Source organism: Ruegeria sp. YTSC192 (genome assembly GCF_059609705.1).
The window spans coordinates 121,763-142,338 of record NZ_JBXWMG010000007.1; the positions used below are offsets into that span (position 1 = coordinate 121,763).

The following is a 20,576-nucleotide window of genomic DNA, read 5'->3' on the forward strand; positions in this document are numbered from 1 at the left end:
CGACGCCAGAGCCTATTGCTCCAGCGTTGTCAGAATGCGGCTGTCCAGAGACAGAATTTGCGTTTCAACATTGCGGTCCTGCTCGCGCAGGGCCTCGGCATAGCCGGCGGCGGACTCCGCTGTTGGGCGTATAGTGCTGAACAGCTGGTTGTCAGTATGCAGAACGATCACCTTGCTTTTCCCCAGCGCAGTGTCATCGACCTGAAAGGCGATGCCGCCATTGTCCTGGCTTTCATCAATCGAATAGGCCACGCGGACGGAAATCGGCCCGGATTCTCCGTCGCGCAGAGAGGCGATATCGTTGTCTTGGCGGGTGACGTTGGGCAACAGGTGGAACACATTGCCTGACACATCCAGAACCGAGACAGCGAGATACCCATCCTGCACATCACCCGGCAGGTCGACATCAATGACCGGGTTTTGTCCGACAATGAAATCGCCGGTCGGATTGGGGGCGTTGCCTTGCTCTCCGTTGAAGAACGCGATCGAGATATCACTGGTGGGCGCCGAGGGCAGGAAGTTTTCAATCAGACACAGGGTCGGGTTCAGCAGCGTGACCTGTTCAAGATCGATAGGGCGAGACCCTGCGAGGGCCGTCAGCGCAGTATCCAGCCCGACCAGGCTGTCCCTTGAGGCCAGCGTTCCGCCAACCTTGATCGGCGTTTCGGGGCCGTAGCCCGTGCTGGGTGCGTCGATCAGTTTCAACGCGCCGCAATCGGCCAGACCGGACAGGATAGGTCGGACCTCATCTGCGGACAGGAACAGCGACTCCAGCTCGATATCTGCGGTGCCTTGCAACCCGGCGGGCAGACCGGCCGAGTAGAGCTGCTCCAGCTCGGCATGCAGGGCCTGATCGGTGGTTTGCCCGGTCAGACGGGCCTCATTGCCTTCGACCACGAAGCGCCATTCGTCCAGATCCATGGCTGCGTCGATAACGCCGGTCACCGCTGTTCCCCAGGTGTCGGAAATGTCACCTGAGGCCAATGTAAGATCAACATTGCCCCCTTCGGATGTGATCTCACCCGTCATGGCATTCCGCACGGTCTCGGACGGTACAAAGCCTACGGCGCGCGGGGCCTGACCGGGGCGTTTATCTGCGACCAGAGTATAGGGCGATACAGTCGGATATTGCGGCGCAAGGAAGCTGTCGAACAACCCGCCGAAATAGCCACCTGCGCCAATTCCCACGACCGCAAGCGCGCCGACAGCGGCCACCACGCCTCCGCGCGAGGATTTGGCAGGCTCAGTCTTGGAAGGGGTGGGTTTGGGTTTTGGGTCTGGTTGCGTAACCGGGGCAGCAGCCGGGGCTGCGCGCGGGGCGATCACGGTGGCATCATCCAGATCGTCCTGAGGCGCGGCCGATCCGTTCCGAGCTGCAGCCAAAGCGCGTAGAACATCACCGGCACTTTGATACCGATCATCCGGGTCCGGAGCCGTCATCTTGTCGAGGATCGACTTCAGCGGTTCCGGCACATCTTCGGTGTTCAGCGGTTCTTTCTTTTTTTCAACAACTTCCAGCAGGTTGCGCCCTGCATCGGCCTTTTGCCCCCGGAAATTGGCCAGTAGCAAGGCGCCCAGTGAATAGATATCGGTGCGCGGGTCGGTTTTGCCAGATAGCTGCTCGGGTGCGGCATAGGCGTATTTCCCGGCAAACTCACCGCCCACAATGGTTTCGGCGCCGGGGTTTGTATCCTTGGCGATGCCGAAATCAATGATCACCGCCTGCGCCGGGTCGCCGTCGCGCAGGATGATGTTGTCGGGGCTCAGATCGCGGTGGACGATGTTGCGGGCATGGGCGGCCTCGAGCCCCTCGCAGACCCGTTTGCACACGGTCAGCACATCGCCTGCCGACATTGGCCCGGTCTTGAGTTTCTGGTCAAGGCCCGGCCCATCGACATAGTCCATCACCAGATAGACATGGCCGTCGCCGGTTCGGTTGTTTTCAGAATAGCGGACAACCGCATCGTGACGGATATCGCGGATTTCTTCCTCGCGGGTCAGCAGGACCAGATAGTCATCATTGCTGGAAAACTCCGCTTTCAGAACTTTCAAAGCGGCAAGCCGCCCCGAAATCTCGGAGCGGGCTCGATAGACGTCAGAAGTACCGCCCCGCCCAAGTATCGCTTCGATCCGATAGGTATTGTTCACCAGATCGCCCGGCTGAAACAGGTCGCCTGCGCGGGAGTCCGTCATGCTGTCCTCGGTTTGGTTAGAGTGGTGGTGTGATCAGCCGAGGGCCTGGAATTCAACGCGACGGTTTTCGTCGGCGCGCGGATCAGCCTTGTTCAGAGGTTCAGCCTCGCCCACGCCCAGCACCTCTAGCCGCTGTTCCGAGATACCGCAATCGCCAACCAGAAAGCGCTTGACCTCTTTGGCGCGCAGCAGCGACAGGTTCTGGTTGTATTCAGCCGAGCCAGCGCTGTCGGTGTGGCCGATGATCTGGAACACATTCACATCCACGTTCTTCATCGCCTGACACAGCGACGAAAGCTTGGGCTTTTCATCCTCGCGCAGCGCGGCTGAGGCGAAATCGAAACGGACCTGGATATTGACCTGATCTTCGCTTGCGACCGGCTGATATTCGGTGGGCGCGGCGGCGACGGTGGTTTCAGCTTCAGCCTCTGCCGTTTCGCCGGTATTCGACGGCACGATGACAAGGCCGCGCGTCTTTTGCTTGTTGAACGCGTCGGTGATTTCGTCTGCCGTCAACTCGCCTGACTGCGCCAGAGCAAACTGAGCGGTACACAGGACGGCAAATGCCGAGGCCCCGATGAACTTCCATGATGCAAATGCGGACATAACCCTAACCTTTCCGTGTTTGAGAGGAACACTAGCCCCCCACCCGACAACCGACAATGAAGAATGTCACACAAGCGCTGGACATATTTAGGTCTATAGCGTGACATCGTGCGCCCAGCGATTTAAGTTCATCTTATAAGGTGGCAGAATACAGGAAATATCAGGCAAATGCGCATCGTTCCTGCGATCATTCTGGGATTGGCCATCATTCTGGCCCCAATTATCTGGTACGTCTTCCCTTTGGTCGTCCCGCTTGACGAGAATTTCGAAGGTCCCGCCATCGACTCAGGTGCCCGGATCGAGATTGAGATGCTGAGCCAGCAGCTGGACGATATGCGCGAGCAGGTCGAACGCCTTTCGCTTGAGGTATCGCGCACTCAAAATGGGGCCGGGATTGTCCCGCAGGACAACTCGGCCGCTGATGACTATGGGTTTGACAGCTCGACGCCTAATGAGATCATCGACGCCTATGCGCAGGTCGTGCTGATCGCCAATCGCAACAAGGTGAACCGGGAACTGGACTTGGCCGGCTCGTCCTTTTTGCGCGAAACATTTGGCCTGCCGCGCGAGGATCTGACGGATGAATGCCAGTCGATGACCAATCCACGCCTTGAGGAGCTATTGGTACTGGAAGAGGTCGGTCCGGTTCGGGTGCGGATGCTAAAGCCTGCGGTTGATTCACTGCGGACTGTGTTCGAGAACATCCAACGCACCGATCCTGACCTTTATGCGCGTATCAATACGGCCGGGTCCTTGTGCGTGCGCCGTATTCGCGGGGCGACGTCTTCGGCCTCGGCCCATGCTTACGGCCTTGCGGTTGATCTGAATATCGACGGCGTTCTGGATACGCTGGGCGACGGCAAAACCCAGTTGGGTCTGACCATTCTGGCGGATTTCTTCCGCGAGGAAGGCTGGGTCTGGGGCGCCGCCTGGGGCCGCGAGGATTCGATGCATTTCGAAATCAGTCGCAACAAGATCGAAGAGTGGCTCGAGGCCGGGCTGCTCTGATCGCGTTTCGCCTACGCATTGTGAAGTCCGTCACAGACGCGATTGGGTGTAGCGTAAATAAAGTGTCAACGATTCCAAAGGGGGCTGCGGAATGTCCAGATTGACCTTGCTATGGTCCCTTGATTGGGATTTCCTTGACACGTTTCTGGCCCATTGGTTCGGGTCGGTATGGGTAAGGGGTGTTTTTCTGACATGACGCGGATCTGTCGTTTTCTGGTTTTGGCGTCCTTAGTCGTGATCGCGTCGAGTGTTGTTTCGAAAGTGGCGCAGGCGCAAAGCGCGGCGAATCTTGCTCCGTCTACTTTCCAGCCTCAGAATCAGCGCAGCACCGGCCCTGTGACCGTGGCGCGTGATCCGGGCGCGCCGGTGCCTGAAGGCGCAGACAGGCTGTTTGTGACCGTTGGTCAGGTGCAGATCGAAGATGGTCTGCCCCAGATGGAGACAGCAAATGCAGCCTTCATTGAACGCCTGACCGGCAAGCGCGTGGCCGTGTCCGAGATTTTCGCCGCCACCAACCGATTGGAAAGCGCGTATACCAACGCTGGTTTTGTCCTTAGCCGAGTGGTCTTGCCGCAGCAGACCCTGCGGGATGGGGGTACGCTGCGCATCGTTGTGATTGACGGGTTCATTGAGCGCATTGATGCCAAAAAAGTGCCTCAGCAGGCGCGTGAGAGGGTGGTGATGATCACCAAACCTCTGATCGGTGAACGGGGCGTCAAGCTACAACAGATCGAACGTGCGCTCTTGCTGGCCGGGGATACGTTTGGCCTGCGATTGGCCTCGACCCTGTCGGCGGGGGATGCGAGGGGCGGTACCGTTCTGACGCTGGATGGCGAGTTCAAAGAGATCACCGGCTCGTACGGCTTTGACAATACGCTTTCGGATGAGCTTGGTCCGGGGAACTTGAACCTCGGGCTTGAGGTCAACGGCGCGCTGGAGATGGGTGAGACCTTCTATTTCCGCGTCGGCGGCTCGCCCAAGCGGTTCTTCTCAAGCGATGCACAATACCGGATCGCAGCCGCAGGGGCGGTCTTTCCGATCGGGTATGACGGAATGACGTTCAACGCCGAATACACCCTGAGCGAGGCGCAGCCGGACGCAGAGCTGGTGCCAAACACCAGCACATTCGAACGCTTTTCTCTGCGGCTCTATTATCCCTGGATTCGCACGCGTCGCTACAACCTGTCGTCGCAGCTGATCCTGGACCGGATCAGCGACTCGCAGGATTTGATTGCCAGCTCTGGCTCGCTGCCGATTTATGAGGATGATCTCAGCGTGTTGCGGGCCACGCTTGATGCAAGCTGGACCTATGACAATGGTGCGTTCCTGTCCGCCGGGGCGGTTCTGTCGCGCGGGTTGGACGCGTTTGGGGCCAGTGCCTCGGTCGGGGCTGGGGATACGCCCTTGTCACGGCTGGGCGCCAGCGCACAGTTCACCAAACTTGTGCTGTCGGCGCAGTATCAGCGCCCGTTGAATGCCAATTGGTCCGTGAACGTGAATGGCCGGCTTCAATCCAGCTTTGGCGATCCGCTGGTCACGTCGGAACAGTTCAGTGTTGCCAGCTCCAGTGAGTTGTCGGCCTTCGACGCGGGCGATCTGCGCGGGGATGACGGCTGGGTTGCCCGGGCCGAGCTTGGCCGGTCGCAGCAGACGCAAGTGGCCGGCTTCCCGATCCTTTTCAAGCCCTATGTTTTTGGGGCCTACGGCGTGTTAGGTTTGGAACAACCCACTGTTCTGGAACAAGGCACAACCCGGGCATATGCCTACGGTCTGGGCTTTGATGTGTTTACGATTGAGGACTCGACCTATCGGTCCGGGTCGGTACGAGTGGAATATGGGAGAGGGGAACGTGATGACCTCGGGGAAGATGGAAACCGGTTCAGCATCACTGCCAGCCGCCGCTTCTGATGGCAGCGCAGCCATGACAGTCTCACGCTGCATTCTTTTGTCAGCCTCTGCCGTGCTATGGGGCACGACCGCGCTGGCGCAATCCCTGCCGACCGGAGGGACGGTGGCAGCAGGCGATGTCGCGATCAGCCAACCCAGCGGCAATCAGATGAACATCACGCAGGGGTCGAACGCGGCCATTGTGAACTGGAACGGGTTTTCGATTGGTTCCGGTTCGACCGTGAATATCAATCAGCCGGTCGCGCAAAGCGTGATCCTGAACCGGGTTACCGGGAATACGACCAGTCAGATCCACGGTCAGCTGAACGCCAACGGGCAAGTGCATCTGGTCAATCCGAACGGTATTTTCATCGGCCCGAACGGCCATGTGAATACCGGCGGGTTTTTGGCCTCGACCCTGAACATCACGGACGATGACTTTCTGAATGGCCGTTATCACTACAATGGTAACGGGGCCTCGGCCGGGGTCGAGAACGCGGGTACGATTCAGGTTGTTCCCGGCGGCTATGCGGCCTTGATCGGAGGCAATGTGTCAAACTCGGGTGTGATCCGGGTGCCGATGGGCAAGGTGGGACTTGGCGCAGGCGAGCAAGTGACGCTGGACGTATCCGGCGACGGCTTTCTACAGGTTGCGCTTCCCTCAAACAGCGATGACGCCGCGATGGAGGCTCTGGTCACCAATTCGGGCCGGATCGAGGCGGATGGTGGTGTCGTCCACCTCAAGGCTGCCAGCGCGCGTGATGCGGCGCGTCGGGTCGTGAATATGTCCGGCGTGATCGAGGCACGATCGGTCGGTGGTGTGTCCGGAGCGGTTGTTCTGGGCGGCAGCGGCGGCGCCGTGCAGGTCACGGGTCGCATTGATACCTCGGCGCGGGCGACATTGGTCGAGGCGTCTCCGCGTCCGGTGGCCCGCGATCAAAGCGGTGGGTCGATCACGATTACCGGTGAAGCCATCGAACTGGCCGGTGCGGCCCTGAGCGCAGACGGTGCGGGCACAGGACAGGGCGGGGAAATCCGCGTTGGGGGTGACCTGCAAGGGGGTGGTGACCTGCAGCGGGCCAGCACCACGCTGGTCGATGGCGCAACGGTAATCAGCGCCAATGGCGGCGATCAGGGCGATGGCGGTCTGATCATCGTCTGGTCGGATGACTACACATCGTTCTCAGGCTTCAACTCGGCCCGCGGGGGCGATCTGGCCGGGGATGGCGGTTTTGTCGAAGTGTCGGGCAAATTCGCGCTCAACTACGACGGCCTAACCGATACGCGGGCGCCGTTTGGTGCGTTTGGAACACTGCTGCTGGACCCCACGAATATCACGGTCTCTGATACGGCAACGGGTCCGGGTTCGGTCACGCCCGATACAATTGAAATGAACCTTGGGCTTGGTAACGTAACGCTGACGACAGCCGGAACCGGTACGTTGCAGCCGGACGGAGACCCGATTGACCTTGGGGGCGACGACTCGCAGATTGGGACCATCACGGTAGATGACCCGATCACCTGGTCCAATGGCTCTCGGTTGACGCTGCTTGCCAACGACTCGATTGCGCTGAACGCGGCGATCACTGCCACCGGAGGCGAGCTGGAGCTGAACGCGGGCACCACGATCGGCACAGGGGCAGGAGGCACCATCAACGTTGGAACCTTCACGCTGACAAATGGCGCGTGGTCTCAGGTCAGCAGCACGCTTCCCAGTTTTTCGGCAGGTACGCTCGATATCGCATCGGGGGCCACCTTTACCCGCGCGTTGGGGGGGACCGGGTCGGCAGGCTCTCCTTACCTGTTGACGGATGTGTTCGGCCTGCAAGGGATTTCGAGTGGTAACAACTATGCGCTGGCCAACAGCATCGACGCGTCCCCGCTCAGCTCTTTCGATCCCATTGACTTTACTGGCGGCACGTTGGAGGGGAACCGGCTTTCGATCAACGGTCTGACCATATCGACATCGCAGTTCGGCGGGCTGTTCAATACGCTGGGCGGCACCGTGCAAAACCTTCGTATCAACGGGGCCACCGTGTCTTCGGGTGGCGGTGGTATTCTGGCTGGGACAAATACGGGAACGATATCGGGTGTCTCAGTCTCAGGCAGTTTCCGCAGCGAAGAGGACGAGGCCGGCGGTCTGGTCGGTGTCAACCGGGGCACAATTGTCGACAGTTTTTCGACCGCCAGCGTGACTGCAGAGCCCCTTGAATCCGACACAATACATGCCGGTGGTCTGGTCGGCGAAAACTCGGGCACCATCACACGGTCCCACGCATCGGGAACAGTGAGCGGCGCGGGCTTTGGCGATTTCGCTGTCGGTGGTCTGGTCGGTGAAAACACAGGCGTTGTGCAGGATTCCTACGCCAGTGGCAGCGTGTCGGGCGTCAACCAAGCGTCGGACCCCGACATTTCGACCAGTTTCGGCGGGCTTGTGGGCTTCAACAATGGCGGCACGGTGACGCGCAGTTATTCCACCGGCGGGGCAAGCTATTCCGGGCCTGATACGTCCGCCATTGGCGGCTTGGTCGGCCGGAATTCAGGATCGGTCACGGCATCCTTCTGGAATAGCGTGTCCTCGGGTCTGGGCACCAGTGCGGGTGGCACCGCGCTGACCACGGCGCAGTTGCAAGATACGGTTGGTTTCTTCAATCTCGCCTCGGCGCAAGGGTGGGATTTCAGCACGACATGGGCACCGGGATCCAGTGACGTTGAAGATGGCGACAACCCGTTGCATTACACGACCTCTCCGGTTGTGTTTGTCATACCCGACACGTTGCTGATCCCGGAAGGTGAGGCCGAGAACACCACCGGAACCGGGTCGGTCTTTGGCGGAACGTCTGTTTATCGCTTTGGTTTTGCGGGTGATACTCTGGATACATCGCCGATTTTCCAGTCGCTGACCTTCGACAGTACGGAAAACGGGACCACCAGCTACACCCTGGACACCCGCTCGCTTCTGAGCAGCGCGGAAGAGTTCTTCTCGGTCGTGTCCGTGCCGGGCACGGCGATCATCGGGAACATTGTCATTCCAACCCCGCCAACCCCAACCATTGAAATCACCCCGACCGTCGATACGACTATCACCGGAGGAGGAGGCGGCGGCGGAGGCGGAGGTACCGCAACCACAACCACCGCCGAGGCCGAAGCCGCGCTTGGAACGGTTGAAAACGCGTCGCAGGATTTCGACGAGGTCATCTCGTCCTGCGCCGAGCAGGGCAACAATGTCAGCGCCTATCTGGCCTGTATTGCCGAGGCGATGGACGAATATGCCTCGGACCTTGATGCGGTTGTGCAGGGGCTGCCGCCGGGTCTGGAATCGGTTGGCGATATCATTCGTGGCGCAAGTGCGGGCATTCGTGCTGCGGGCGAAGATGCCAACCGTCGCCTGGCACTGGCCACCACCGCCGAGGAGCGTGAGACGATCCGCCGCGAGGCCGTGCAGGAAGCGCGCCGTCAGATCCGTCAGGCACAGCGCGAAATCCGCAAGGCGATCACATTGATACGAGCAACCGACCCCGAGCTTGTCAGCATCCAGAACCAGCAGGTAGATACAATCGTGGCAGCTGTTGGTCAGGCCGAGATTGGCCTGTCGCGCGCTATCGGTCTGTAACCCTACGGAGGCTCTGTGCCCATGTTCCTGATCCGTCTTTGTGCGGCCATGCTTTTGACCCTGTTCAGCGCCCTCGCGGCGCTGGCCGACAAACGTGTGGCGCTGATCATCGGGAATTCGGATTACCAGACGGTCGGGTCGCTCGACAATCCGATCAACGATGCCTCGGATCTGGCCATCGCGCTTGAGGGGCTGGGGTTTGACGTGTTTCTGGGCACCGATCTGACGCGGGATGAGATGCTGTCGCTGGCTGAATCCTATGGCGCGACGGCTGCGGACTCCGATATCTCTTTGCTGTTTTATGCAGGCCACGGCTTTCAGGTGGATGGGCGCAACTATCTGGTCCCGGTCGACGCTAATCTGACCGGTGCCGCGGATATTCCGGAGCAGACCGTGGCTATGGAGGAGTTCGTCTCGCGGATGGAGCGGTCCGACGGTATTCGTCTGGTGTTTCTGGACGCCTGCCGCGACAATCCGTTCGAAGACGGTGTGCTGCGCGTTGATGAAGGTTTGGCGCGTGTCGGCAGCGCCGCCGATTTTCTGTTCGCCTACGCCACGCAGCCCGACAACGTGGCTTTCGATGGCACCGGGCGGAACAGTTTTTTCACCGAAGCCCTGCTAAGCCATATCTATACTCCGGGTCAGGATATCTCGGATTTGCTGATCTCGGTCCGCAAGGATGTTCTGGCGGCAACCGGGGGGCGGCAGATTCCGTGGGACAATTCCTCGCTGACGCGGCAGTTTCGGTTTGACAACAGCCCGGTGACAGCGTCCGAAGAAACCTTGCTGTGGCAGGTGGCGGCCAATGCGCAGGATGCCTCATTGATGCAGCTTTATATTGACCGCTACCCGCAAGGCGCGCATGCCACAGAGGTTTTTGCCTTTCTGGACGAAGCCGGGCAGGGCGGCACCCAGACCCGTGCGCTGAGTGTCGAGGGACAGGACGAACAGGCCGAGCGCCTTTGGAAGCTGGCGCAACGCAGTCGAATGCGACCCTTGCTGGAGTTTTATCTGGAGCAGTACCCCGATGGCAGCCATGTCGCACAGGCACAGCGGCTGATCGCTTCGATCCCACGGCCCGAGGACAGCACGCCGGGCGGCATTTGCGAACGGCTCGCGACCCATCCCCGCGACCGGACGGCCAGCATCACGGGCGTTCCCTTCAGCCGGTTGCAGGAAAACGCGCTGACGGCCATTCAGGCGTGCAGCGCGGCGGCGGCCCAGTCGCCGGAGCTGTCGCATTACGTGGCGCTGCTGGCGCGGGCGACGATTGCGGCGGGGGATGTCGAACGTGCCGTGACCCTCTATAAACAGGCCGCTGCTGAGGGGGATTTGCGGGCGATGGTCTCGCTGGCGCAATTGCATGAAGGTGGAACAGGCGTTCCCCAGGACATGGCCACGGCGCTGGATCTGTACGAGCGCGCGGCGGCTGGAGGCAGCGCCGATGCCATGATCAACCTTGCCGTCACCTTGTTTGAAGGCCAGATCGTACCCAAAGACGACGCGCGCGCCATCGCACTTTTGCAGCAGGCCGCTGACGGTGGGTCGGCCAAGGCGACGTTCAATCTTGGGGTGTTGGCGCAAGATGGTGCCGCTGGTGAGCCCGAGCAGGCATTGGGTTACTTCCAGAAGGCCGCGCGCGATGGCGAATATCAGGGTTATCTGGCGGCAGCGATCCTTCTGGATGAAGGGCGCGGCGTCCCTCGTGATCCGTTGGAAGCGGCACGCATGCTGCTGCGCGGAGCGGCCGAAGATAACGGCGCGATTCTCGATCAGCTATCCCTCGCCTCAGACCAATGGTCGCGCGACACCCTGATGGAGGTGCAACGGTTGTTGCAAAAGGCGGGCTATTACAACAGCACCATCGACGGCGTGCCGGGGCCGAATTTCATATCGGCCCTGCAGCTTTGGCGCAGTGGTGGGTTCGACCCGATCATTCTGGCCGGTAACTGACGTTAATTCACCGGTACGAACTCAATCCGTCGGTTGCGGCGTTTTCCGTCTGCGGTGTCATTCGAAACAACCGGGCGGCTTTCGCCATAACCAACCGTCAGCAGACGTTCCGGTGCGATCCCCTGATCGACCAAATAGGTGTTGACCGCCTGCGCGCGCCGTTCACTGAGAACACGGTTCGCCTCATCCGAGCCGTCGCTGTCCGTGTGTCCGCCGATCTCGATCTTCAGGTCCGGACACCGGTCGACAATGTCGTGCAGATTGGTCAGCAGCGGGATCGAGTCATTGCTCAGCCGCGCACTGCCCGAGTTGAAGTAGATATTGCCGGTACGCGACAGGATATCCATCCGCCCCTCACAGGCTTCGCGGTCCAGATTGCCTTTGGTCTCAAGCGCGGCGGCCCCCGGTGTGGCCGAGGCGACCTCGAGCTGAGGTGGCGTGCCGGGTTGGGCGCGGTCGAACACGAACCCGAAGCTGACAAAGCCGAAAGGCAGAATATCAACGCCTGCAGCCTCTTCAAGCTTGCCGCGTCCTTCCTCAAGGTTGAAATCGGGTAGGGCAATTGCGATCGGCGTCGTATTGGCCACGGCCACCCTGTCATTGTCGACCAGAGTGATGGCCACCTGTGCCACGCTGTCTTTTTTCACCCCGTGCAACGACAGGCTATAGGGCAGGTCTATGATCTTGTGCCGGGTCTGGTGCAGATCGACCAGCTGTTCGGGCGGCAATTGGGCGGTTATCACCGCCTCGGGGAAGTTGAAGGTCTCGAAAAACAGGAACCGCATGCGCACGTTGCGCAGATCAATCTTGGTATCGACACTGTCCATCTGGATCCGGATATCGGCACTGCCATCCGCGCTGATCACACCTGTCAGGGTTGCAAAGCCGCTGTTTTCGGCAATTGCGTTCTTTTTGACCGACAGAAATTGCAGCTCCGAGGCCGCGGCATCCAGTTTCCAACCATGTTCGAATGGATCGGCGCTTTGACCCCAGGCCGTGTTCGCCAGAATCAACGTGGTCAACGCAAAAGTGTTTCGCATCAAGTTTAATCGCGGCATGTGTGAACCTCTTCCTAGTCTTGACACTATAGTTGGGATATTTCAGGTCGAGGCCATAAGAAAGCCAAAAAAGAAAATTAGTATGTTTCGAGGTTGAGTGTTGCCCAAGGGGTCACGAACCATGAAATCAGAAAAAGGTAAAAAATCAAAGGTGCAACGCGTAGTTAGAACCCTTTTTGCGATGATCGCAATGCTCTGGACCGGCTCAGTCTGGGCCGAGCCGCGAATCGCGCTGGTGGTTGGAAACTCTGACTATGGTTCGGTCTCGGCCCTGGACAATCCGATCAATGATGCGCGGCTGATGGCAGAAAAGCTGACTAAGCTCGGGTTTGAGGTGCGCCACCTGTCCGACAGCACTCAGATCGAAATGAAGCGCGCCATTGCCCAGTTCGGACGTGATCTGCGCAAGGGCGGCGAAACGGCGGTGGGTCTGTTTTACTATGCGGGTCACGGGGTACAGTCTTTCGGCTCGAACTATCTTCTGCCCGTGGATGTGTCCCTGTCCGATCCGGCCGATCTGGATCTGATGGCGGTTGAGGCACGTTCGGTTTTGCATCAGATGGCCTCGGCCAACAACCAAACGAATATCGTCATTCTGGACGCCTGCCGGAACAACCCGTTCGAAGATCTGGTAGATATGGATGACAACGGTCTGGCCGAGATGAAAGCCCCGACCGGCACTTTTCTGGCCTATGCCACCGATCCCGGCGGCGTTGCGCTGGACGGCGAAACCGGCAACAGCCCGTTCACGCTGAGCCTTGCGCAGCATATCGAAACGCCCGGTATGGCGATCGAACAGTTATTCAAAAAAGTCCGCGTTGATGTTCTAAGTGAAACGCGCGGGCTGCAAACGCCGTGGGATACCTCGTCTCTGACGCAGGATTTTGCCTTTGCGCGTGCGAATGAAACCCTGATCGCACAACCGGAAAAGACCGAGGAAGAACTGTGGCAGGAGGCTGTGAACAGCCGTGATCCGGTGAAGATCATACTGTTCCAGCGGGCGTTTCCCGACAGTATTCACGCATCCCAGACCGATGACCTGCTGCAGACGGTTCTGGCCGAGTCCTTTGGGACTTTGCCCATACCAGAGCCATCGCAAGAAGCTCCGGAAGCGACCGAGACAGATCGCCTGATGTTCGAACTGGCGCAAGTCGACGACACGACCCATTCCTACGAGGTCTACCTGCACAGCTTTCCCAGTGGCGCTTTCGCGGATCAGGCGGTCGAACGTCTGGCTGCCCTGCAGTTGGAAAGCGAGACGGTGACTCGCAAAGCGGAACCTAATGTCGAAGCGCCCGAGGCGCAGAACTCAGGCAGTATCGATGCCGATGCCGCGGTCACGATGCAATCCATCCTGACGTTCGGCAACACTCATGTTCGGGGCAAGTCGATCGAGGAACTAGTCGCAGGCTCGCCTCAGTTTCCTCCGATTGACGGGCTGCCGGATGAGTTGTGGAAAGAGCAAAACTGTTCGAATTGCCACCAGTGGACGCAAGAGGCCCTGTGCGATCAGGCGCAGACCTATGTCAAACGTCCAGCGGCAGGCAATGTGGCCAAGCAGCACCCGTTTGGCGGCGGTTTGAAGGTCAACTTGCGCCGGTGGGCATTGGGCGGCTGTCAGGGCTAACTCTGTTTTTCAACCCGGATCAACGGCGAGCGACTAAGTGTGCGCCCGTTGACTGTATTTGCCAGCCAAAGGTGGTAAAGCTGAATATCCTGAAGGAAACCCCTTGTGAGTGGCCGGAAATAGCCGAAGAATGTGCGGATGAAACCCAAACCTGCCGCATCCGACCCCGATGAAGAGCTCGAAGATCTCGGGCCGCGCAGCATCTATGATGGTGACCCTGAGGATGACGAGGATCTCTGGTTTCTCCCGCCCGAGGAGGGCGCGCCACAGGATGATCTCCTGACACCTGGCCCTCGGGCCGATCAACGACAGCTGTTCGATCCCAGAGAGTGGCAGGCCGCGCAAGCCGGGCTGTCATCCGAGCTTGCCGATCTGGCGGTGACCTTTGGCGCGTTGGATGAGCGGCTGCGTGCGGGACCGGATGGGTGGACCCATCGTCTGGCCTTGATGGATGTATCCGATCTGGGATGGTGGACGGGCGATCGGATTAGTGTCGAACGTTTGGCGCTTTGGACAAGTCTGCGGATCGGCGCAACCGGTGATGATGTGCAGTCCTTGTATCGGGCAGGGTGGGCGGTGCGCCGCCTGTCGTCAGGCGCAGCACCTTCCAATGAAGGCTGGGAGGCCGGGCTGACCGCATTTCTGGACCGGATGGCGCAAGGGATCGAAGACGTGCCGGAGGCCATTGCAGACCTGTCTGACGTGATGCGCAGTGTCGAGGCTCTGCACCCTGTCACGCAGGCCGCGATCGCTTTTCATGCGTGGCGGGCTGTCTCTCAAAGCCCCGGTCAGGATACGGAAGCGGCTGTTATTGCTGCGCGGCATGCGGCTTCGATGGCGCGGGGCGGGGCGCTTTTCATGCCGCTGGCCCTGTCTGGGCCGGGTGCGCTGCGCGGTGCCGGGGCACCCGAGGAAAAACTGTCCGCCTGGATTCTCGGGGCCGGACAGGCCGCGCTCGCAGCCTTGTTGCATCTGGACCGGATCAATGCGTGGGAGGCGCGGGCGAAGGAGGCAACAGCTGACCTCAGCGGTCGAACGCCGCCTTTGCTGATCGACGCTTTGCGGGCATGGCCTATGGTTTCGGCCCCTCTTGCCGAGGAACTTACACAAGCCTCGCGCGCTGCAGTACAGCGCAATATCGATCGTTTCACCCGTCGCGGGTTGGTCCGCGAGGTCACCGGGCAGGGGCGTTACCGGGTTTGGACGGCGGCGCTGTAGTCCAGCAGCCAGTCGCGAAACAGGCGGGCCGGCGGGCGCAAATCCGTGCGCGATGGATAGATCAGATGATAGGCCTCTTGCCCGCTGACCTGCGTGTCGGGTAGGCAAGGCACCAGTCCTGAGCCCTCCATGATACGGTCGGATGCGGGCGCGCGGGCCAGTGCGACCCCAAGCCCGCTGGCGGACAGCTCGGCCGCCATGATCGAGTTGTCGGCAAAGAAGAACCGGGCCTGCCCCGCCGACAGGCGCAGCATTTCGAACCAATAAAGCCAACTGGCGCGGTGGGTTGAGACTTCGATCAGGGTGAATTGCAGCAGGTCCTGCGGGGTGTGGATCTGGGCGGCTATCTCGGGCGGGGCAACGGGAAACAGAACCTCGCAGAGCAGCTCATCGCCTTCGGTGCCAAACAGCGCGGGGTTGCCAAACACGATCTGGAGATCGGTGAACCGGTTGGTGAAATCCGAATTCGCATTGCCGGTGGTCAGCGAAAGATTGATCTGAGGGTGCGCGGCCTGAAAAGCGGGCAGGCCTTTTGCCAAAACCCCATGAGCAAACAACAGAACCGACTGAACGTAAAGTCTCTGTTCCCGCGTCTCGCCGAACAGGCCGGTGGTGGCCGTTTCCAGCATCAGTAACGACTGCTGGACCGAGGGCAGATAGGCGCGTCCGGCTTCCGTCAGTGTGACAGCATGGGCATGGCGATGAAACAAGGGCGTGCCCAGCCGGGTCTCAAGGGCCTTGACCTGCTGGCTGACGGCTGCTGGCGACATGTTAAGTTGAGCCGCCGCGCGGGAAAAACTCTCTGTGCGGGCGGCTGCTTCGAACACGCGTAACCAGTTGAGGGATGGGATGCGAGGCAACATGTAGCGCAGGCTAAGCTAGACTTAGCCTGACAGGCAAGAGGTTTGGTTTTGACCTGTGTCCACGCACGGATACCCTTTGCGCATACAGCGAGTAGGTGACCCCATGGCGACGACGTTAACGCAACAACAATCCAACCAATATTGGGAGGATGGCTATCTCTTTCCCCTCTCTGTTTTTTCCGAAGCCGAGGCCGCCGGTTTCCGGGCCGAGTTGGAACAGATTGAACGCGACTGGCTTGAGGCTGATCTGCCCCTGCCTTTGAACACCTACAAAAGGGTCAATGCGCATCTGGTCATGCCACTGGCAGCGCGGATTGCGCAGAATCCTCGCGTTCTGGATGTAGTCGAGGGCGTTCTGGGCCCCGATATCATGATCTGGTCGGCCGAGTTTTTCATCAAAGAGGCCAACACCGTGCAAACGGTTGGTATGCATCAGGACCTGACCTATTGGGGTATGGGGGAAACGCCGGATCAGGTCACGGCCTGGATCGCTCTGTCCCCGGCGACAGAGCGCAGCGGGTGTATGGATTTCGTGCGCGCCAGCCATAAGAACCCGATCTTGCCGCATACCGATACATATTCGGAAACGAACCTGTTGTCCCGCGGGCAAGAGGTGGCTGTCGAGGTTGCCGAGACCGACAAGACCCATATCGAGCTCGCGCCCGGTCAGATGTCGCTGCATCACGGGCTGACGATCCACGGTTCAGGGCCGAACCAGTCCGAGGACCGGCGGATCGGACTGGCCATCCGCTATCTCAGCCCAGGCGCGCAACAATTGGTGGCGGACCGTGATTATGCGCTGCTGGCAAGGGGTTCGGACAAACACAGCAATTTTGTTCCGGTTCAAGCACCTACAGAATTGTTCTCATCCGATGCATTAGCAACGTATGAGCAAGTGCGGCGGGATCAGAGCAAAGCACTGGTCGAAGGGGCAGATGCGTCGGTTCCACTTTATGCAGGTTGAGTTGGGCGGTTAACGCCCAACGCCCACATAGGTTTCAAAACCTGCTTTTTCGACACTGTCCTGAGAGTAGACGTTGCGCAGATCCACCATGCGCGGCGTCTTCATCGCACCACCAAGTTCGCTCAGGTTCAGGGCGCGGAACTCGTTCCATTCGGTCAAAAGAACAACGACATCGGCATCCTTGGCCGCAGCGTATGGGTCGTCACACCAATCCACGCCGGGCAACAGCGCCTCGCCCTCAGCACGGCCTTGCGGGTCGACCACGCGCACTGTGGCCCCTCCGCCGATCAGGGCCGGAATGATGGTCAGGGACGGGGCATCGCGCATATCGTCGGTGTTGGGTTTGAACGTCACCCCCAGTACGGTCACGGTCTTTCGGTTGAAACTGTCATCGCAGGCGTCGCGGATCTTGTCGATCATTCGCTTTTTCACACCGTCATTCACGCGGATCACAGCCTCGGTGATCTGCATGGGATGCGCGTGTTCCTGCCCGATCCGGGCCAGCGCTGCGGTATCCTTCGGAAAGCACGATCCGCCATAGCCGGGCCCGGCATGCAGGAATTTATTGCCGATCCGACCATCCAACCCGATCCCGCGCGACACCTCCTTGACGTCGGCGCCCACCTTCTCGCACAAACCAGCGATCTCGTTGATGAAGGTAATCTTGGTCGCGAGGAACGCGTTGGCGGCGTATTTGATCATCTCGGCGCTTTCCAGATCGGTGGTCAGGATCGGGAAGTCACGCAAATAAAGCGGGCGGTAGATCTCGGCCATCACCTCGGCAGCGCGGTCGTTTTCCACACCAACAACAACCCGATCGGGGCGCATGAAATCGTCGATTGCGGCCCCTTCGCGCAGGAATTCCGGGTTCGAGGCCACATCGAACTGCGCAGTCGGATTGGCAGCAGTGACAACCTGCTGCACCTTGCGGTTGGTGCCGACGGGTACGGTGGACTTTGTCACGATCACCGCATAGCCGGTCAACGCGTTGGCGATCTCTTCGGCTGCTGCCATCACATAGGTCAGATCGGCGTGACCGTCCCCGCGTCGTGTCGGCGTGCCAACAGCGATGAAAACAGCCTCCGCTTCGTCTACGGCGTCTTGCAGGTTGGTCGTAAAACTAAGCCGCCCGGCGGCCACATTCTTGGCCATGAGGGTGTCCAGGCCCGGCTCGTAAATCGGAACCTCACCGGCTTGCAGCATCTGGATTTTCTGCTCGGACTTGTCGACGCAGATCACATCATGGCCGAAATCCGAAAAACACACACCTGACACCAAACCCACATAGCCGGTGCCGATCATCGCAATACGCAAGCTCGAATTCCTCTTTTTGTCTCGGCCGAAATGCGCCTGCACAATCAAAGAAATCTTGGGCAGGTGCAATGCCAGATTGTCGCCTTGGGTTGCATTCCATACGCACTTGCTGTTTTTGAGACGTCAAACAGATGCATTTGTGGAAACGAGGCTTAGCTATGACCAAAACCGCATTGATCACCGGTATTACCGGCCAGGACGGATCGTATCTGGCCGAGTTCCTGCTGGAAAAAGGCTATGAGGTTCATGGCATCAAGCGGCGTGCCTCTTCATTCAACACGCAGCGGATTGATCATATCTATCAGGATCCGCATGAGCCGAACCCAAAGCTGCATCTGCACTATGGCGATTTGAGCGATACGTCCAACCTGACGCGGATCATTCAGCAGGTTCAGCCTGATGAGGTCTACAACCTCGGAGCCCAATCGCATGTGGCGGTCAGCTTCGAAGCCCCCGAATACACAGCGGATGTGGATGCGATTGGTACTTTGCGCCTGCTTGAGGCGATCCGGTTTCTGGGACTGGAAGAGAAGTGCCGCTTTTATCAGGCCTCCACGTCCGAGCTTTATGGGCTGGTGCAGGAAACGCCTCAGCGTGAGACCACGCCGTTCCACCCGCGCTCGCCTTATGCTGTGGCCAAGCTTTATTCGTACTGGATTACGGTGAATTACCGTGAGGCTTACGGGATGTATGCCTGCAACGGCATATTGTTCAATCACGAAAGCCCACGCCGGGGCGAAACGTTTGTGACCCGTAAGATCACGCGTGGTCTGGCGAATATCGCGCAGGGCCTCGAAGATTGCCTGCATATGGGCAATATCGACAGCCTGCGGGACTGGGGCCATGCCAAGGACTATGTTCGCATGCAGTGGCTGATGCTGCAGCAGGACACGCCCGAGGATTTCGTGATCGCGACCGGGGTCCAATATTCCGTGCGCCAGTTCATCGAATGGTCCGCTGCCGAACTGGGCGTGACGCTGGAATTCACCGGCGAAGGCGTTGATGAGATTGCGACCGTCAAGGCGGTGAAGGGCGACAATGCTCCGGCGCTGAAACCCGGGGATGTGGTGATGCGGATCAACCCCCGGTACTTCCGTCCGGCCGAAGTGGAGACCCTGTTGGGTGATCCATCCAAGGCCAAACAGAAACTGGGCTGGGTGCCGGAGTTGACCGTACAGGACATGTGCGAAGAGATGGTGCGCGAAGACCTCAAGACCGCGCAGCGCCATGCATTGCTGAAGCAACACGGCTATGAGATGCCCATGAGCTTGGAAAACGGCTGAGGAAACGACCATGCGCAAAATTTACGTAGCGGGGCACCGCGGCATGGTTGGCGGTGCCATCCTGCGCAAATTGCAGGAGCGACGGGCGGCAGGCGAGGCTCTGAGCCTGATCACCCGCACGCATTCCGAACTGGACTTGACCGATCAAGCTGCGGTGCGCGATTTCATGCAGGCCGAGGCGCCCGATGTGGTTGTACTGGCCGCCGCCAAGGTCGGTGGCATTCATGCCAACAATACCTACCCGGCGGATTTCATTTACAAAAACCTGATGATTGAATGCAATGTAATCCATCAGGCATTTGAGGCTGGTGTCAAACACCTGCTACAGCTTGGCAGCTCCTGCATCTATCCACGCGCGGCGGAACAGCCGATGCGTGAAAACGCTCTGCTGACGGGCATTCTGGAACCGACCAACGAACCCTACGCCGTGGCCAAGATCGCCGGAATTAAGCTGTGCGAAAGCTATAACCGGCAGCATGGTGTGGACTATCGCTCGGTCATGCCGACCAACCTCTATGGGCCGGGGGACAATTTCCATCCCGAAAACAGCCATGTGCTGCCCGCCCTGATCCGCCGTTTCCACGAAGCACAGCGGGACGGTGTGGATGAGGTTGTGATCTGGGGCACAGGCAAACCCCGTCGCGAATTCTTGCACGTGGATGATATGGCCGAGGCGTCTCTGTTCGTGCTGGACCTGCCGCATGACGTTTACGAGGCAAACACGCAGCCGATGCTCAGCCACATCAACGTCGGGTGCGGGTCAGACATCTCGATTGCCGAGCTTGCGGCGCTGGTTGCGCAGGTCACCGGATTCAAGGGTCGTATCACGCAGGATACCTCAAAACCCGACGGGACCCTACGCAAGTTGATGGATGTGTCCCGTCTGGCGGATATGGGATGGACGGCGTCAATCGGTCTTGAGGACGGTATTCGCGAAACCTACGCTTGGTTCCTTGAACAGTCTCAGGTCGATCTTCGCGCGAAATAGA

General features: G+C 59.5%; 14 protein-coding genes. 9 read left to right on the forward strand and 5 right to left on the reverse strand.

What is annotated here, in order from left to right; translation table 11 throughout:
- Window positions 1–12: 12 nt before the first annotated feature.
- Window positions 13–2,193 carry a serine/threonine protein kinase gene (locus tag AC2FD8_RS12000; RefSeq protein WP_496856393.1) on the reverse strand — a complete coding sequence of 727 codons (2,181 nt, stop codon included), beginning with the start codon at window positions 2,191–2,193 and terminating at the stop codon, window positions 13–15.
- A 33-nt stretch (window positions 2,194–2,226) separates the two neighbouring features.
- Window positions 2,227–2,799 (reverse strand): OmpA family protein, encoded by a 573-nt coding sequence (locus AC2FD8_RS12005; RefSeq protein ID WP_496856395.1) that lies wholly within the window; start codon window positions 2,797–2,799, stop codon window positions 2,227–2,229.
- A gap of 168 nt (window positions 2,800–2,967) precedes the next feature.
- On the opposite strand from AC2FD8_RS12005, the gene AC2FD8_RS12010 reads away from it, so the two are divergent.
- The 4 genes from AC2FD8_RS12010 to AC2FD8_RS12025 all read left to right on the forward strand — a co-directional run bounded on the left by AC2FD8_RS12010 (window position 2,968) and on the right by AC2FD8_RS12025 (window position 11,260).
- Entirely contained in the window at window positions 2,968–3,807 is an 840-nt protein-coding gene (locus AC2FD8_RS12010) for a M15 family metallopeptidase (protein WP_496856397.1), read from the forward strand.
- 192 nt (window positions 3,808–3,999) lie between these two features.
- A complete protein-coding gene (locus tag AC2FD8_RS12015) occupies window positions 4,000–5,715 on the forward strand; it encodes a ShlB/FhaC/HecB family hemolysin secretion/activation protein (protein WP_496856399.1) in 1,716 nt (571 codons plus the stop codon).
- Window positions 5,660–9,307 carry a two-partner secretion domain-containing protein gene (locus AC2FD8_RS12020; RefSeq protein WP_496856401.1) on the forward strand — a complete coding sequence of 1,216 codons (3,648 nt, stop codon included), beginning with the start codon at window positions 5,660–5,662 and terminating at the stop codon, window positions 9,305–9,307. Before AC2FD8_RS12015 ends, AC2FD8_RS12020 begins: the two co-directional genes overlap by 56 nt.
- A 21-nt stretch (window positions 9,308–9,328) precedes the next feature.
- Complete coding sequence (locus tag AC2FD8_RS12025; RefSeq protein WP_496856402.1) at window positions 9,329–11,260, forward strand: caspase family protein; 1,932 nt, start codon at window positions 9,329–9,331, stop codon at window positions 11,258–11,260.
- Window positions 11,261–11,262: 2 nt separating this feature from the next.
- Here the strand turns inward: AC2FD8_RS12025 and AC2FD8_RS12030 are convergent, their stop codons facing one another.
- Window positions 11,263–12,300, reverse strand: coding sequence for an OmpA family protein (locus AC2FD8_RS12030; RefSeq protein WP_496874302.1), 1,038 nt, complete (start codon window positions 12,298–12,300; stop codon window positions 11,263–11,265).
- A gap of 139 nt (window positions 12,301–12,439) precedes the next feature.
- On the opposite strand from AC2FD8_RS12030, the gene AC2FD8_RS12035 reads away from it, so the two are divergent.
- Both AC2FD8_RS12035 and AC2FD8_RS12040 read left to right on the forward strand, forming a co-directional pair.
- On the forward strand, window positions 12,440–13,945 hold the full coding sequence (locus AC2FD8_RS12035; protein WP_496856406.1) for a caspase family protein: 1,506 nt from the start codon (window positions 12,440–12,442) through the stop codon (window positions 13,943–13,945).
- A gap of 138 nt (window positions 13,946–14,083) precedes the next feature.
- Window positions 14,084–15,163 carry a helix-turn-helix domain-containing protein gene (locus AC2FD8_RS12040; RefSeq protein ID WP_496856408.1) on the forward strand — a complete coding sequence of 360 codons (1,080 nt, stop codon included), beginning with the start codon at window positions 14,084–14,086 and terminating at the stop codon, window positions 15,161–15,163.
- Here AC2FD8_RS12040 and AC2FD8_RS12045 read toward each other — a convergent pair.
- Window positions 15,136–16,026, reverse strand: coding sequence for a LysR family transcriptional regulator (locus tag AC2FD8_RS12045; RefSeq protein WP_496856410.1), 891 nt, complete (start codon window positions 16,024–16,026; stop codon window positions 15,136–15,138). The genes AC2FD8_RS12040 and AC2FD8_RS12045 overlap by 28 nt on opposite strands.
- Before the next feature lie 103 nt (window positions 16,027–16,129).
- Here AC2FD8_RS12045 and AC2FD8_RS12050 point away from each other — a divergent pair, with 103 nt between their 5' ends.
- The gene (locus AC2FD8_RS12050) at window positions 16,130–16,990 is read left to right on the forward strand and encodes a phytanoyl-CoA dioxygenase family protein (protein WP_496856412.1); all 861 of its coding nucleotides are present in this window, start codon (window positions 16,130–16,132) and stop codon (window positions 16,988–16,990) included.
- A 9-nt stretch (window positions 16,991–16,999) separates the two neighbouring features.
- On the opposite strand, the gene AC2FD8_RS12055 is transcribed toward AC2FD8_RS12050, so the two are convergent.
- Window positions 17,000–18,304, reverse strand: coding sequence for a UDP-glucose dehydrogenase family protein (locus AC2FD8_RS12055; protein WP_496856414.1), 1,305 nt, complete (start codon window positions 18,302–18,304; stop codon window positions 17,000–17,002).
- Between the two features lie 158 nt (window positions 18,305–18,462).
- Between AC2FD8_RS12055 and gmd the strand changes: the two genes are divergently transcribed.
- Both gmd and fcl read left to right on the forward strand, forming a co-directional pair.
- On the forward strand, window positions 18,463–19,587 hold the full coding sequence (gene gmd, locus AC2FD8_RS12060) for a GDP-mannose 4,6-dehydratase (RefSeq protein ID WP_496856415.1): 1,125 nt from the start codon (window positions 18,463–18,465) through the stop codon (window positions 19,585–19,587).
- A gap of 10 nt (window positions 19,588–19,597) precedes the next feature.
- A complete protein-coding gene (gene fcl / locus AC2FD8_RS12065) occupies window positions 19,598–20,575 on the forward strand; it encodes a GDP-L-fucose synthase (RefSeq protein WP_496856417.1) in 978 nt (325 codons plus the stop codon).
- Window position 20,576 lies beyond the last annotated feature (1 nt).

Coding starts and splice junctions, on each gene's coding strand:
- AC2FD8_RS12035 (WP_496856406.1), top strand. CDS start 12,440: ATGAAATCAGAAAAAGGTAAAAAATCAAAGGTGCAACGCGTAGTTAGA.
- AC2FD8_RS12045 (WP_496856410.1), bottom strand. CDS start 16,026: ATGTTGCCTCGCATCCCATCCCTCAACTGGTTACGCGTGTTCGAAGCA.
- AC2FD8_RS12020 (WP_496856401.1), top strand. CDS start 5,660: ATGACCTCGGGGAAGATGGAAACCGGTTCAGCATCACTGCCAGCCGCC.
- AC2FD8_RS12050 (WP_496856412.1), top strand. CDS start 16,130: ATGGCGACGACGTTAACGCAACAACAATCCAACCAATATTGGGAGGAT.
- AC2FD8_RS12000 (WP_496856393.1), bottom strand. CDS start 2,193: ATGACGGACTCCCGCGCAGGCGACCTGTTTCAGCCGGGCGATCTGGTG.
- AC2FD8_RS12010 (WP_496856397.1), top strand. CDS start 2,968: ATGCGCATCGTTCCTGCGATCATTCTGGGATTGGCCATCATTCTGGCC.
- AC2FD8_RS12015 (WP_496856399.1), top strand. CDS start 4,000: ATGACGCGGATCTGTCGTTTTCTGGTTTTGGCGTCCTTAGTCGTGATC.
- fcl (WP_496856417.1), top strand. CDS start 19,598: ATGCGCAAAATTTACGTAGCGGGGCACCGCGGCATGGTTGGCGGTGCC.
- AC2FD8_RS12040 (WP_496856408.1), top strand. CDS start 14,084: ATGAAACCCAAACCTGCCGCATCCGACCCCGATGAAGAGCTCGAAGAT.
- AC2FD8_RS12030 (WP_496874302.1), bottom strand. CDS start 12,300: ATGCGAAACACTTTTGCGTTGACCACGTTGATTCTGGCGAACACGGCC.
- gmd (WP_496856415.1), top strand. CDS start 18,463: ATGACCAAAACCGCATTGATCACCGGTATTACCGGCCAGGACGGATCG.
- AC2FD8_RS12005 (WP_496856395.1), bottom strand. CDS start 2,799: ATGTCCGCATTTGCATCATGGAAGTTCATCGGGGCCTCGGCATTTGCC.
- AC2FD8_RS12025 (WP_496856402.1), top strand. CDS start 9,329: ATGTTCCTGATCCGTCTTTGTGCGGCCATGCTTTTGACCCTGTTCAGC.